We start from the raw sequence: 12656 nt of genomic DNA, 5'->3' as shown, positions 1-12656 counted from the left end.
AACAACCCCCCGCCCCGCGGGCTACCCCTACCCGGGCCGCCCTGGCCCGGGGGGCCACCCCCGCCCCCCCCGCTCCCGGTCTACGGCCTCCACCCCGTCCACCGCCTCCAGCACCGCGATCCGCTCCTCGGCGATGGTGCCGGACAGTGAGCCGAGCAGGGGCTGTTCCGCGGTGACGTCGAGACCGGCGGCGCGGGCGGCTCGTACGACCTCCGCGAACCGGTCGGGGTCGACCGAGACGATCACCCCGACCGGTCCGGACGCCGGATCCACGGGGTCCACGGGGCCTGTCACGGTGCCTGCAGCAGGCCCGAGCCGACATCCGCGGCGGGCAGCGGCAGCGGATACGCCCCGGAGAGCAGCCGGGACCGCAGCCCGGACGCCGACGCCTCCGGCGACGCCTGGGCGATCAGCGCGAGGACACCGGCGGCGTGCGGGCACGCCATGCTGGTGCCGCTCATCGTCTGGTACGTATCGCCAGGCGCGGCCGAGAACACATCGACGCCGGGCGCCGCGATGTTCACCTCGCCGCCCTCGCCGTTGATGGCGCCGCACGAGAAGAACGCCGTCCCCAGGTCCTTGCCGAGCGCGGCGACCGCCAGCACGGACGGGCAGTTGGCGGGCCGTCCGACGGGGGCGACGAACCCCGGCCGACGGCTCTCGTTGCCCGCCGCGGCGATGATGACCGTCCCGCGCTGGAGCGCGCGCCGGGCCACGTTCTCGTAGGTCTGCGGGAAGAGTTCGCCCGGCTGGACCTGGGCGCCGAGCGACATCGAGACCACCCGCGCGCCATGCGCGACGGCCCAGGCGATGGCCGCCAGGATCCGCCCGTCCGTGCCGACGCCCTGGTTGTTGAGCACCTTGGCCGCGAGGATCTTCGCCTCGCCCGCCACGCCGTAGCGGGGCGCGTGATCGGGCTTGGCCGGTCCGGCGATTGTGCCGATGCAGTGGGTGCCGTGGCCGTGGCCGTCCTCCACGCTCTCACCGGGCACGAAGGACGCCGCCAGCTCTATGCACCCGGCCAGATCCGCGTGCGCGGTGGCCACTCCGGTGTCCAGGACGGCGACCTTCACCCCGCGCCCGGTCAGATGCGAGAGATTGGCCCGGATCGCCTGCAGCCCCCAGGTCGTCTGGTGCTCGTCCCAGGCCGGGCCCAGCGAGGAGGCGAGTTCGGCCCGGGTGTGCCGGGATACCTCGTCCTCGTCGCTGCGGTAGGTCGGGAAGAAGCCGGTCAGCGTGCGCTGCGGCTCGGTGATCACCGAGGCGTACACCACCCGTTCGGGCTCGGCGGCGATGATCGTGGGCTCGGTCTGCGCCGTGGTCACCAGCGTGTGCCGCTGGTCAGGCTGCACTTCGACGACGGCGGCGCCGAGTTCGTCGAACAGCACCGAGACATCGGGGCGTTGGAGCAGCTCGGCGGCGCCGCTCGCCTCGGTCCCGCGGACGCGTTCGACGGAGGCGATGCCCGCGGACGAGCGCAGCGCGTCCAGTCCGCGTTCCGTCTCCCGCTGGTCGAGCAGTACCACGTACCGGCCCGTGTACTCGGTGGCGTGGGGCATGAGCGGCATGTCGGCCCGCTCGGGATGTTCGCCGTTGGGCTGCCTGCCCATGGGTCCGTTCGTCATGGGGATTCTCCGCTTTCTGTGCGCTTCCCCCGGCTTCGGAGGCGCGCGCCGATGCGCGGAGTGTCGGGCGCCAAGGCCGACGGGGCGGTCCGCCGCGTACCGGCGCGGTGCCATCGCCCACATCGAGGCGGTCGTCTCACGGTCGTGCCACGGTCGCCTCGTGGGCGCCCCCCCTCATCCACCGTCACGCCGCTGACGGGCCACCGCAACTCAGGCCGTACGACGGCTCAGCGCCGCAGCGTGGACCCGAAGCCCGCCGCCAGCGGCATCCGCAGACCCAGCGGGGGCGGCGCGGCCAGGGCGTCGGCGACCGGGCGGGAGAAGCCGGTGGCGAAGAGGGTGCCGAGGAGGAAGTCGATGGCCAGCGCCTGGACCTCGGCGCGGTGCTGGTGCAGCCGATGGCCGTCGGTGTGCACCTCGAAGCGGCACACATCGCGGTTGACCTTCTTGGCCCGCTCGGCGAGCCGGTACGACAGCTCGGGGTCGACGCGTTCGTCGTTCGTCCCGTGGGCGATCAGCACCTGCCGTCCCACCAGGTGCTTCACCGGTTCGGGCTCCAGCTCGGTGTCCACCTCCGGGAGCCAGGGCGCCAGGGCCACCACCGAGCTGACGGCCGGGTGTCCGGCGGCGCGCAGCGCGGCGCGGGCGCCCATGCCGTGGCCCGCGAGGCACACCGGTACGTCGCCGTAGCGCCGTACGACCTCCTGGGTGGCCCATTCGGCGTCGGCGGCCGCCGCGGCGTCGGGCCCGTTCCAGCCCCGGCAGCGGTAGTGGACGACATGGGCGGCGAGGCCTTCCTCCTGCCCTGCCCGGACCAGTCGCCGGGCCAGCGGCAGCACGGCCGCGGCGGACATCCGGGTCGGCCGCCGGGTGCCGCCGTCCGGATCACTGTCCGGAAGCAGCAACACCACACCGTGCACGGTCCTCCGCGAGGCGGCCGCGCCCATCGGCCGCCCCAGCCGGGCGCCCCGTTCGGGCAACGCTTGCTGAGCCATGGCAAAACGATCGCAGAACGGCGGGTGGAGTCCACTACCCGTGCGGGTCACTGTTCCGTATCTATCCCGCGACGCACCTCGCGCTGTCTACGCGCGTAGGGGCTATGGTGCGCAGATGACGAGCGAGCACACCCACCTGCCCACCCCCGAACAGATCCGCCGCGCCCCCAAGGTGCTGCTGCACGACCACCTCGACGGCGGGCTGCGCCCCGGCACGATCATCGACCTCGCCCGGGAGACCGGGTACGAGGCGCTGCCGGAGAGCGAACCGGACAAGCTCGGCCTCTGGTTCCGCGAGGCGGCCGACTCCGGCTCGCTGGAGCGCTACCTGGAGACCTTCGCCCACACCTGCGCCGTCATGCAGACCCGGGACGCGCTGGTCCGGGTCGCCGCCGAATGCGTCGAGGACCTGGCCGAGGACGGCGTCGTCTACGCCGAGATCCGCTACGCCCCCGAGCAGCACCTCACCCAGGGGCTCACCCTGGAGCAGGTGGTCGAGGCGGTGAACGAGGGCTTCCGCGAGGGTGAGCGGCGGGCCCGCGACAACGGTCACCGCATCCGCGTCGGCGCCCTCCTCACCGCGATGCGCCACGCGGCCCGCGCCCTGGAGATCGCCGAACTCGCCAACCGCTACCGCGACCTCGGCGTCGTCGGCTTCGACATCGCGGGCGCCGAGGCGGGCTTCCCGCCCACCCGCCACCTGGACGCCTTCGAGTACCTGAAGCGGGAGAACAACCACTTCACGATCCACGCGGGCGAGGCGTTCGGGCTGCCCTCCATCTGGCAGGCGCTCCAGTGGTGCGGCGCCGACCGGCTGGGCCACGGGGTGCGCATCATCGACGACATCGAGGTGGCCGACGACGGCTCCATCACGCTGGGCCGCCTCGCCTCGTATGTCCGGGACAAGCGCATCCCGCTGGAGCTGTGCCCGACCTCCAACCTCCAGACGGGCGCGGCCACCTCGTACGCCGACCACCCCATCGGGCTGCTGCGCCGACTGCATTTCCGGGCGACCGTGAATACGGATAATCGTCTGATGAGCGGTACGAGCATGAGTACCGAATTCCAGCACCTGGTCTCGACGTTCCAGTACACGCTGGACGACATGCAGTGGTTCACCGTTAATGCGATGAAGTCGGCCTTCATTCCTTTCGGTGAACGTCTGGCGATGATCAGTGACGTGATCAAGCCTGGGTATGCTGAATTGAAGTCCGAATGGCTGTTCCGGCAGGTGGGCTCTACCACCGCTGTGACCAGGGGATCTATGGTCGAGGGCAGCTGATCGTACGGACGGAAGAAAAGGTCGGAGAAAGGGGCGGGCGGCGCTTCGTCCGCCCCTTTTCCCTGTTTGCGGGCGTCCGAAAGCCAGGGCTACGTTTCCGTATCGGTCAAGCCCCCCGTCTGCAAGGACATATTTCTGATGAAGCAGGGAACCCTCAAGACCCTCGGCGTGATGGCCCTCGGCGCTGCCGCCCTCGTGGCCGGAGGCGGTGTCGCCTCCGCAGCCGCCCCGGGCCCGCACGGTCCCTCCGCCGGTCTCGGCGGTGGCCAGGGCATCGGCGTCTCCGCCCCGCAAGCGTCACTCCCCGGCCAGGCGGCCCCCGGCAAGGCGGCTCCCGGCAAGAACACCGGCCGCCCCGCCGCCAACCGGCCCAGCCAGCCCGACGCGCAGGGCCTGCTCGGCAGCCTCGGCGGACTCGGCGGGCTCAAGAACAGCCTGCCGACCAACGGCATCATGCGGCTGGGCTGATCCCCCCGTCTGGCGCATCCGGGCCGCACACCCCCGCGGGTGTGCGGCCCGGCCGCGTCACAGGACGCTAGGTCCGTGAGCCGTGCGAGGCGTCGCTCCACGGTGCGAGGCCGACCCTGGTGATCGTGGGGGTCACGGCCCTGGCGCCCTCATCCCGGGGGAGGGCGCCGCCCCGGGTCCGGTCGGCCCGGCGGCGGAGCAGCGCCCGTACGGCGGGCACCACCAGCAGATGCGCGAGCGCGACCCCGAGGGTGTTCAGCAGCAGCGCGTCCACGCTCACGATCTGGCCGGTCACCTCGCTGCGCAGCAGCGCGATCCCCATGGCCGTCATCGCCCCGGTGAAGGTCGTCCGGACGAACGAGGCGAGCGGGTACGCGTCCACCCGGCCCCCGGCCAGCGGCAGCAGCACCCCCAGCGGCGCGAGCAGCAGCAGCCCCCCGCCGATCGAACGGGCCGCGGCCCACGGGGTGAGCGCCAGATCGGCGCGGATCGCGCCGAGCGGTTCCAGGGTCTCGGCCGTCACCCACGGCACGGTCAGCGGGCGCAGGGTCAGCCAGCAGACGAATGCGAGGTGAGCGACGAGGAGGACGAGACCCGCGGCGCGGTAGCGGAAGGCGGCCCGGCGGCCGAAACGACCCTGCACGTATCTCAGGACGCGGTCGGCCCGGCTCCCGGTTCCGTACGCACCCCGCTGGTCAGTAACGGGTTACCGACTGGTCGGTCACCGGATCGTCACGGCAAACGGGCCGGGAACGGGCGGCGAACCACAGGGAATCGGTCACTCCGCCGATCACCCTACCGGCGCCCCGCCGGGGCACCGCTCCCCGTCAGGACACCAGCACGCCGGAGTTCACCGCGACCTCCGGGCGGCTGCGCATCTCCTCCGTGCACTCGTACCGCTTCAGCGGATCCCGGTCACTGTCCGGGCCGCCGAGCACCACCTTGTGGTCATCGTCCGCCGCCGCCGTGCCCGCCAGCGTGCAGATGATCTGCGCGAGCGCGTAGGACTGCAGCTCCTCCGGCGGCCGGTTCAGCCGCAGCGCCCCGTCCGGGTCGCCCTTCGCCGGACCGTCGACCGAGACCCAGTCCTCGACCGCCGTGGAGAACCCGGCCGAGGACTCGGTCGCCGAGGGCGGCTGCCGCAGCTGATCCAGCAGCGCCCGGGCCACCTCCACCCGCTCGATCGGCGCCTTCCGCTCCGACAGCTGCGCGTTCCGGTTCACCGACAGGATGCGCGAGGTGCACAGCAGATAGATCCGTACGGAGACCCGGCCAGCCCCCTCGGCCGCCCGCCCCGTCTCCGGCGCCTGGCACGAGGCGCGCGAGGGCGCGGCCCCCGCGTCCACCGGCACCGAGGTGCCGCGTATGCCGCAACCGGCCGCCAGCAGCGCGACCACGACGGTCAGCAGCGTCAGCAGCGGGGCGGCGGGCCGCCGGGTCGCTCGCGGGCTCATGGCGCGCCCCCTTCATTCGTACGGCCCTCGTCGCGCTTACGGCCCTCGCCCTTGCGGCCCTCGTCGCCCTTCCGCTCCCCGGCCTTCCGGTCCTCGATCGAGGCGAGGCGCGAGGCGTCCATGGGCAGCCGCAGCGTGAAGACGGCGCCGCCCTCCGGCGAGTTCGCCGCGCTGATGTCGCCGCCGTGGATGTGCGCGTTCTCCATGGCGATCGACAGCCCGAGCCCGCTGCCCTCGGAGCGGGGGCGGGAGGCGCTGGCCTTGTAGAAGCGGTCGAAGACATGCGGCAGCACGTCCTCCGGGATGCCCGGACCGTGGTCCCGCACCTTGATCACCAGGTCCCCGTCCTCAGCACCTTCGGGCAGCACCGCCACCCGTACGGGGGAGCCGCCGTGCTTGAGCGCGTTCCCGATCAGGTTGGCCAGGATGACGTCCAGCCGCCGCGGATCCAGCCGGGCCACGATCCCGCGCGCCGCGTCCAGCTCCACCGCGTCCAGCCAGGCCCGCGCGTCGATGCAGGCCGTCACCTGGTCCGCGACGTCGACGTCGTCGAGCACCAGCCGGGCGGTGCCCGCGTCGAAGCGGGTCACCTCCATCAGGTTCTCCACCAGGTCGTTCAGCCGCCGCGTCTCGCTGACCACCAGCTGCACCGCCGGGGCGATCATCGGGTCGAGCGAGTCGGCCTCCTCCTCCAGCACCTCGCTGACGGCCGTGATCGCGGTGAGCGGAGTCCGTAGCTCATGCGACATGTCCGCGACGAAACGACGGCTCGACGCCTCCCGCGCGCTCAGCTCGTCCACCCGCTTCTGCAGCCGCTCCGCGGCCCGGTTGAAGGTGTGCGAGAGGTTGGCCAGCTCGTCCGAGCCCGAGACCTCGAGCCGGGTGTCGAGATGCCCCTCGCCCAGCCGGTTCGCCGCCTCGCCCAGCCGCTGCACCGGCCGCAGCACGGTCGCCGCGGCCGCCTGCGCGAGCAGCGCCGAGCCGACCAGGGCCAGCGCGGTGGCGATGCCCAGCGACCAGGCGAGCGAGTTCAGGTCCTGGCGCTCGGTGTCCAGGGACTTGAGCATGTAGCCGGTCGGCCCGCCCCCGTTCACCTTCGCCCCGCCCACCAGGTACGGGGTGCCGTCCAGCGTGATCCGCTGCCAGTAGAGGTGGTACGGGGCGGCCTGCGACCCCTCGGCCGCGCGCCGCTCGTCCACCGCGCGCCGCAGCACCTTCGGCACGGCCTTCATCGTGAACAGATCCGCCGCCGAGGCCGCCGTGCAGGCGCCGCTGCCCCGGGTCCGGGTGACCAGCAGCACCTCGTACTTCTGCGTGTTGTCCGCCATGCGGTCCGCCGCGTCCTGCAATTCGGGACACGTCGGGGTGACCGGCAGCGGATCGGTGTCGTCCTTCAGCGCCTTGCGGAACTCGTCCAGCGCCGCGTCCTGGGTGCGGGTCAGCACCGCGTCACGGTTCAGCCAGTACGCGATCGCCGACGCGGACACCGCGGCCGCCAGCGCCACCAGGCCGAAGACCAGCATCAGCCGCAGTCGCAGGCTCAGCCACCGCAGAATCCCCGCCGCCCAGCCCCGGGCCCGCCCGGGATCCTCGCTCACGCCGCTCAATTCCGTACGTCTCCGCCCCAGCCGTCCCAGCCGCGCGCACCCGCGTACGCCACAGCGTCTCTCACGCCGGCGCGTCCAGCCGGTACCCGACCCCACGCACGGTGCGGATCAGCGTCGGCGACGACGGCACGTCCTCCACCTTGGCGCGCAGCCGCTGAACGCACGCGTCCACCAGCCGGGAGTCACCCAGATAGTCGTGTTCCCACACCAGCCGCAACAGCTGCTGCCGCGACAGCGCCTGCCCGGGGCGACGGCTCAGCTCCAGCAGAAGCCGCAGCTCGGTGGGGGTGAGCTGAAGATCCTCACCGTTCTTGGTCACCGTCATCGCGGCCCGGTCGATCACCAGGCTGCCGAACGACGCCGCGTCGTTCGCCTCCCGCTCGCCACGGCGCAGCACCGCGCGGATACGGGCGTCCAGCACCCGCCCCTGCACGGGTTTGACCACATAGTCGTCCGCACCCGACTCCAGCCCCACGACCACGTCGATGTCGTCGTTGCGCGCGGTCAGCAAAATGATCGGCAACTGGTCGGTACGGCGGATACGGCGGCACACCTCGAAGCCGTCGATCCCGGGCAGCATCACATCCAGCACGATCAGGTCCGGCCGCTGCTCGCGCAGCAGTTTCAGGCCGTCCTCACCCGTCGCCGCCGTCGCCACACGGTGGCCCTGGCGGGACAGGGAGAGTTCGAGGGCCGTGCGGATGGCGTCGTCGTCCTCGATCAGCAACAGGAAAGGCACGTTGGTCATTCTGGCCTACAAGGGGCCTGTAGTTCGACCGTCGGGGTCCACCGAGCCTGATCCCCTGTGACGAGCCTGTGACAGTCGGCAGACAACGCCATGAAACTGGTTCGGCAAAGTCTTCTGTGCACCGGCCGGAACGAGCGGCCGGGCAGCCAGCAGACGACCGAGCAAGCTCCACCGACGGGGGGCGCGACATGAGCACACTGCACTACACCCACAACAGCGCAGTCATTCGCACGCGCCTCCACGACGCCGGCCGGGGTGCGGAGAAGTCCGGTGCCGTGAGCGGGCGGGGGTGCGCTCGCGGCACCGGGCGTCAGCGGCCGCCGTACATGGTGGCCATTGACGCGAACCCGGGGGCCGGGGAGGGCCTCGGGGGGCACGGGGGTCCCGGGGGGGACCACGGGGGCACCAACGGGGGCAGCTCGTACGGGGAGGCAGAGGGGGAGCGGCGCGCGCAGAGCCTGGCGGAGGCGGAGTTCACCGCCTACGTCCAGGAGCGCCGCGCCTCCCTGTACGCAACCGCCTACCACCTGACCGGCGACCGGTTCGAGGCCGAGGACCTGCTGCAGAGCGCGCTGTTCTCGACGTACCGGGCCTGGGACCGGATCAGCGACAAGGCCGCGGTCGGCGGCTACCTGCGCCGCACCATGACCAACCTGCACATCAGCGCCTGGCGTCGGCGCAAGCTCAACGAGTACCCGACCGAGGAACTGCCGGAGACGGCGGGCGACCAGGACGCGATGCGCGGTACCGAACTGCGCGCCGTGCTCTGGCAGGCCCTGGCCCGGCTCCCCGAACTGCAGCGCACGATGCTGGTGCTGCGGTACTACGAGGGCCGGACGGACCCGGAGATCGCGGACATACTCAACATAAGTGTCGGAACGGTCAAGAGCAGCATCTGGCGCTCGCTGCGCCGGATGCGCGAGGACGACACCCTCAGCTTCGGCCGTGACGAGGAAGAGTCCTTCGGCGAACTCGTCGCCTGAGGGCAGGGGAAGGGAAAACGGGGAAACAGGGGAAACGGGGGAAAGCGGGGAATAGGGAGAAACGGGGAAAATCGGGGGAAACGGGATCGGGGGATCCCAACGGGGGCGAGCGGGTCCGGACGGCCGGGGGGTCTGTCCGGGCCCGCTCGTGTGCGTGGTCGTACGGAGCGGTTTGAGTACGGATACTCATGCCCCCGTATCGCCCGTTTCGGCAGTGTGATCCGCATGCTGAAAACACGCGACGTCCTGCGACGCGTCCTCGACGTGGTCGCGGGTGACTGGCTCTCCCGCGGCTATCTCGCCGTGGTCTGTGCCCTGTTGGCCTGGGCCTGGGCGGACGCCAGCTTCTTCCCGTACGACGACGCCTCGTTCGCGGCGGTCGTGCCCGCCCTGTTCACGGCCCCGGCCAGCCTGCTCTTCGTCCTCCTCCCGGAGGGCACCGAGGGCTCCTACTTCGGCCTGGTCACGGTGGCGGCCGTGCTCAACGCCACCGCGATCAACTTCCTGGCCCGCGCGGCCCGCAACGCCTGACCACGGGCCCCTCCTAGGTCCGTACACCCTCGGCGTCGCGGTCCGCCGCTGCCGCCGCCGCTATCCGCTCCATCGCCGCGTCCCGGCCGCACGCGTAGGCGCCCAGCGCCGTCTGCCGCTCCACGATGCCGCGCTCCGACCGCATCAGCCGCCAGCCCCTGCGCACCAGATACGGCGCCGACTTGCGCCCCTCCCGCAGATCGCGGGCCAGTCGCCGCCGGAACGTCGTCGAGGGCCGCCCCCGCAGACAGATCGCGTCCGCCAGCACCCCCAGCGCCCGGCACCGGTCGATGATGTCCGCCGCGAAGATCCCCTCCGCCACGAACAGCGGCGCCCGCCCGATGTCCACCGGCTCCTCGCCCACCCGGGAGCTGGACGCGATGTCGTACACCGGCACCGTCGCCCGCCCCGTACGGCACAACGCCTCGACCGCCCCCACCGCCGCGTCCGCGTCCCACGACAACGGCGAGTCCCAGTCGGCCCCTTCACCCCCGGCGAGCTGCGGGAGCGTCGGGTCGTCCCCCTCCTTGTAGAAGTCGTCGAGGTTCAACACGGGCAGCCCGGTGCGGGCCGCGAGGGAGGACTTACCCGAACCGGAGGGCCCGGTGAGCAGGACGACGCGCGCGGAGGCGGGAGGAAGGGTCACGGAACACCAGTGTGAACCATCCCCCACCCCCGCATGAACCCTTGGGGCCCCGCTGTGGCCAAGGTGCGCACCGCGCTCTTGCACGGCGGGGGCGCGGAATCACGAGGTTCGGTTCCACGCCCCCGCCGTCCATGCCAGATGCGTCAGGTGGTCAGGCCGGCGCTGATCAGCCAGATGTGTTCGCAGGTCGAAGATGCGTTTTGCAGCGTCTCGCGGGATTCTTGTGAGGCGTGGTAGAAGGTCCGCTCGATCATCCAGCACAGGGCTCGTGCCATCGCGGACGCGTGTTCTGGTTCGGTGCCGGGCTGAACGCCGGCTCGTTCCAGGACGGCGGTGATGGCGGTGATGAACAAGTCAGCTGTACGGCTCCACAGCTCGCCGATCTCCGGCACCGACAACGACAGGTCGATCGCCGTGCGCATGACCAGGCCGTGCTCGTTCCACAGTTCGACCGTGCGCCGCATGGCCGCTGCGATGGCCTGGCGCGGCTCGTCGGTCTGCGCAGTGGCCCGGGACCGCTCCCACAGGTGCTCCACGGTCCGGGCCACGAGTGCCGTGACCACTTCTTGCTTGGAGCCGAAGTAGAAGTACAGGGCACCGCGTGTGATGCCGGCGCCCTGGGCGATGTCGCCGACGGTCATGGCGTCATAGCCCTTCCGCGCCAGCAGGGCTTCGCAGGTGTCCAGAATGACCCGCTCCCGGACATCGCCCTTGCGTTCGGTGGTGCGCCGGCTCCGCGCGGGGTGGTGGCCGGGCATCAGAGCTGAGCACCCTCGGCGAAGTCGGTCGTACGGGAGAGCGTCTCCCATGCGCGGATGTCCTCGTCCACGGCCGTGCGCGCGGCGGCGACCAGGCGCAGCGCGTCCGAGCCCAGGACGAGGTGGGCCGGCGGCTGGTCGACTGACGTGATGTGCACGACGGCCTCCCCGGCCTTGGCCGGATCGCCCAGCTGGTTCCCGCTTGCCTTCTGCCGCGCTTCACGGATGGGGGTGAACAGCTCGTCGTAGTCGTCGATGGACTGCGCGGCGCGTGTCATGGACCGTCCGGCCCAGTCGGTGCGGAAGGAGCCGGGCTCGATCGCCGTCACGTGGATCCCGAACTGTGCGACCTCCTTGCCCAGCGCCTCGAGGATGCCTTCCAGGGCGAACTTGCTGCCGCAGTAGGCGGACATGCCGGGCACGGCCATGAGCCCGCCCATAGAGGTGACGGCCATCAGGTGCCCGCGGCGGCGCCGGCGCATGTGGGGCAGCGCCGCCTGCAGGGTGGACACCGTCCCGAATACGTTGACCTCGAACTGCCGCCGCACCTCGGCCAGCGGGGTCTCCTCGAAGGTGCCCTCCAGGCCATAGCCGGCGTTGGCGACGACGACATCCAAAGGGCCGACGCTCTGCTCCACCTCCGCGATCACACCCGCGACGGCGTCGCCGTCCGTCACATCCAGGATGCGGCCGTGAGCGCGCCCGGGTTTGAGCCCTTCGAAGGCATGCAGGTCCTCCTCGGAGCGGACCGTTCCAACGACGGTGTGCCCGGCGGCCAGAGCGGCTTGGGCGAAGGCACGTCCAAGGCCCGTGCTGACGCCGGTGATGAGCCACGTCTGCTTCTGCACTGCTCCTCCAGAGAAGACTCGAAGGGAGCGGGACCGCTCCCTCACCTCAAACTCTACACAACGTCGATTTTTTCCGTCGCTGTGTAGATTCTGGCAGTGCTTCCCGGCACCGACCCGGCGCGGGGCGGCGCCTGCTGGATGGCCGCCGCACCGCGACCGCCGAGGGCAAGGTGCTGGACGACCAGGGCAACCTGATCGCCCACGCGACCACCTGCATGATCCTTTAGTGCGCCGCTCAGGTCAGCCGAGGTGGGGGCGGTCGCGGTGGTCGAGGAAGTGGCGGATCCGCAGCCGTTGGGTGTGGTGCATGGGGAGGTCGGCCAGCTCTTCCGGCGCGACGAAGCGCAGCTCGGTGGACTCGTCGGAGATCGCGAGCCGCCCGCCGGTGATGCGGGCGGTGAAGCAGACGTTGAACTGCCGCCGGACCTCGCCGTCCGAGTAGGCGATGACGTGGCGCGGATCGGTGTACGTCCCGACGAGCCCCGTGATCTCCACGTCCAGCCCGGTCTCCTCCTTGACCTCCCGCACCGCCGCCCCCGGCAGCGAGTCGGTCATCTCCATGCCCCCGCCGGGCAGGGCCCACAGCCCGCTGTCCCGGCGGCGCTGGAGCAGGACGCGCCCTGCGTCGTCGGCGACGACGGCGGACGCGGCGACGACCAGGCTGTTCGGCTCGGGGGCGTTCGGGTCGTCGTAGTACTCGGTCCGGGGCAC

The 12656-nt window shown here is 71.6% G+C and carries 15 protein-coding genes; 4 read left to right on the top strand and 11 right to left on the bottom strand.

Annotated elements, in window-relative coordinates; genetic code table 11:
- Nucleotides 1–27: 27 nt before the first annotated feature.
- The 3 genes from ACFV9T_RS37945 to ACFV9T_RS37935 all read right to left on the bottom strand — a co-directional run bounded on the left by ACFV9T_RS37945 (nt 28) and on the right by ACFV9T_RS37935 (nt 2620).
- Nucleotides 28–273 (bottom strand): hypothetical protein, encoded by a 246-nt coding sequence (locus ACFV9T_RS37945; protein WP_385447195.1) that lies wholly within the window; start codon nt 271–273, stop codon nt 28–30.
- A gap of 17 nt (nt 274–290) precedes the next feature.
- Entirely contained in the window at nt 291–1625 is a 1335-nt protein-coding gene (locus ACFV9T_RS37940; RefSeq protein ID WP_385447193.1) for a S8 family serine peptidase, read from the bottom strand.
- Nucleotides 1626–1852: 227 nt separating this feature from the next.
- Complete coding sequence (locus tag ACFV9T_RS37935; RefSeq protein WP_385447191.1) at nt 1853–2620, bottom strand: alpha/beta hydrolase; 768 nt, start codon at nt 2618–2620, stop codon at nt 1853–1855.
- Nucleotides 2621–2735: 115 nt separating this feature from the next.
- On the opposite strand from ACFV9T_RS37935, the gene ACFV9T_RS37930 reads away from it, so the two are divergent.
- Nucleotides 2736–3902, top strand: a complete 1167-nt coding sequence (locus tag ACFV9T_RS37930; RefSeq protein WP_385447189.1) for an adenosine deaminase — start codon at nt 2736–2738, stop codon at nt 3900–3902.
- A gap of 138 nt (nt 3903–4040) precedes the next feature.
- Nucleotides 4041–4370: an ATP-binding protein gene (locus tag ACFV9T_RS37925; protein ID WP_385447188.1), complete on the top strand. Its 330-nt coding sequence runs from the start codon at nt 4041–4043 to the stop codon at nt 4368–4370.
- Nucleotides 4371–4437: 67 nt separating this feature from the next.
- Here the strand turns inward: ACFV9T_RS37925 and ACFV9T_RS37920 are convergent, their stop codons facing one another.
- The 4 genes from ACFV9T_RS37920 to afsQ1 all read right to left on the bottom strand — a co-directional run bounded on the left by ACFV9T_RS37920 (nt 4438) and on the right by afsQ1 (nt 8170).
- On the bottom strand, nt 4438–5013 hold the full coding sequence (locus ACFV9T_RS37920; RefSeq protein ID WP_385447186.1) for a VanZ family protein: 576 nt from the start codon (nt 5011–5013) through the stop codon (nt 4438–4440).
- A 184-nt stretch (nt 5014–5197) separates the two neighbouring features.
- The gene (locus ACFV9T_RS37915; RefSeq protein WP_385447184.1) at nt 5198–5824 is read right to left on the bottom strand and encodes a hypothetical protein; all 627 of its coding nucleotides are present in this window, start codon (nt 5822–5824) and stop codon (nt 5198–5200) included.
- Nucleotides 5821–7347, bottom strand: coding sequence for an ATP-binding protein (locus tag ACFV9T_RS37910; RefSeq protein WP_385447201.1), 1527 nt, complete (start codon nt 7345–7347; stop codon nt 5821–5823). The genes ACFV9T_RS37915 and ACFV9T_RS37910 overlap by 4 nt, the downstream gene beginning before the upstream one ends.
- Before the next feature lie 145 nt (nt 7348–7492).
- The gene (gene afsQ1, locus ACFV9T_RS37905) at nt 7493–8170 is read right to left on the bottom strand and encodes a two-component system response regulator AfsQ1 (RefSeq protein WP_009717259.1); all 678 of its coding nucleotides are present in this window, start codon (nt 8168–8170) and stop codon (nt 7493–7495) included.
- Nucleotides 8171–8367: 197 nt separating this feature from the next.
- Between afsQ1 and ACFV9T_RS37900 the strand changes: the two genes are divergently transcribed.
- Both ACFV9T_RS37900 and ACFV9T_RS37895 read left to right on the top strand, forming a co-directional pair.
- On the top strand, nt 8368–9162 hold the full coding sequence (locus tag ACFV9T_RS37900) for a SigE family RNA polymerase sigma factor (RefSeq protein WP_385447183.1): 795 nt from the start codon (nt 8368–8370) through the stop codon (nt 9160–9162).
- 225 nt (nt 9163–9387) lie between these two features.
- Complete coding sequence (locus ACFV9T_RS37895; protein ID WP_385447181.1) at nt 9388–9693, top strand: SCO4225 family membrane protein; 306 nt, start codon at nt 9388–9390, stop codon at nt 9691–9693.
- 13 nt (nt 9694–9706) lie between these two features.
- On the opposite strand, the gene ACFV9T_RS37890 is transcribed toward ACFV9T_RS37895, so the two are convergent.
- From ACFV9T_RS37890 to ACFV9T_RS37875, 4 genes are all read right to left on the bottom strand, one after another.
- Nucleotides 9707–10339 carry a uridine kinase gene (locus ACFV9T_RS37890; RefSeq protein WP_385447179.1) on the bottom strand — a complete coding sequence of 211 codons (633 nt, stop codon included), beginning with the start codon at nt 10337–10339 and terminating at the stop codon, nt 9707–9709.
- Nucleotides 10340–10482: 143 nt separating this feature from the next.
- A complete protein-coding gene (locus ACFV9T_RS37885; protein WP_385447177.1) occupies nt 10483–11097 on the bottom strand; it encodes a TetR/AcrR family transcriptional regulator in 615 nt (204 codons plus the stop codon).
- Entirely contained in the window at nt 11097–11945 is an 849-nt protein-coding gene (locus ACFV9T_RS37880) for an oxidoreductase (RefSeq protein ID WP_385447175.1), read from the bottom strand. The genes ACFV9T_RS37885 and ACFV9T_RS37880 overlap by 1 nt, the downstream gene beginning before the upstream one ends.
- A 240-nt stretch (nt 11946–12185) precedes the next feature.
- Nucleotides 12186–12656: an NUDIX hydrolase gene (locus ACFV9T_RS37875; protein WP_385447173.1), complete on the bottom strand. Its 471-nt coding sequence runs from the start codon at nt 12654–12656 to the stop codon at nt 12186–12188.

Origin of the sequence: Streptomyces sp. NPDC059850 (assembly GCF_042731515.1) — a bacterium.
Classification (GTDB): domain Bacteria; phylum Actinomycetota; class Actinomycetes; order Streptomycetales; family Streptomycetaceae; genus Streptomyces.
Note: the sequence above shows the minus strand (reverse complement) of the source record. Positions and strands in the feature narration are given on the sequence as shown.

Excerpts from the sequence above, each read along its gene's own strand:
- ACFV9T_RS37940 (WP_385447193.1), bottom strand. The coding sequence starts at position 1,625 with ATGACGAACGGACCCATGGGCAGGCAGCCCAACGGCGAACATCCCGAG.
- ACFV9T_RS37935 (WP_385447191.1), bottom strand. The coding sequence starts at position 2,620 with ATGGCTCAGCAAGCGTTGCCCGAACGGGGCGCCCGGCTGGGGCGGCCG.
- ACFV9T_RS37930 (WP_385447189.1), top strand. The coding sequence starts at position 2,736 with ATGACGAGCGAGCACACCCACCTGCCCACCCCCGAACAGATCCGCCGC.
- ACFV9T_RS37925 (WP_385447188.1), top strand. The coding sequence starts at position 4,041 with ATGAAGCAGGGAACCCTCAAGACCCTCGGCGTGATGGCCCTCGGCGCT.
- ACFV9T_RS37915 (WP_385447184.1), bottom strand. The coding sequence starts at position 5,824 with ATGAGCCCGCGAGCGACCCGGCGGCCCGCCGCCCCGCTGCTGACGCTG.
- ACFV9T_RS37910 (WP_385447201.1), bottom strand. The coding sequence starts at position 7,347 with ATGCTGGTCTTCGGCCTGGTGGCGCTGGCGGCCGCGGTGTCCGCGTCG.
- ACFV9T_RS37900 (WP_385447183.1), top strand. The coding sequence starts at position 8,368 with ATGAGCACACTGCACTACACCCACAACAGCGCAGTCATTCGCACGCGC.
- ACFV9T_RS37895 (WP_385447181.1), top strand. The coding sequence starts at position 9,388 with ATGCTGAAAACACGCGACGTCCTGCGACGCGTCCTCGACGTGGTCGCG.
- ACFV9T_RS37885 (WP_385447177.1), bottom strand. The coding sequence starts at position 11,097 with ATGCCCGGCCACCACCCCGCGCGGAGCCGGCGCACCACCGAACGCAAG.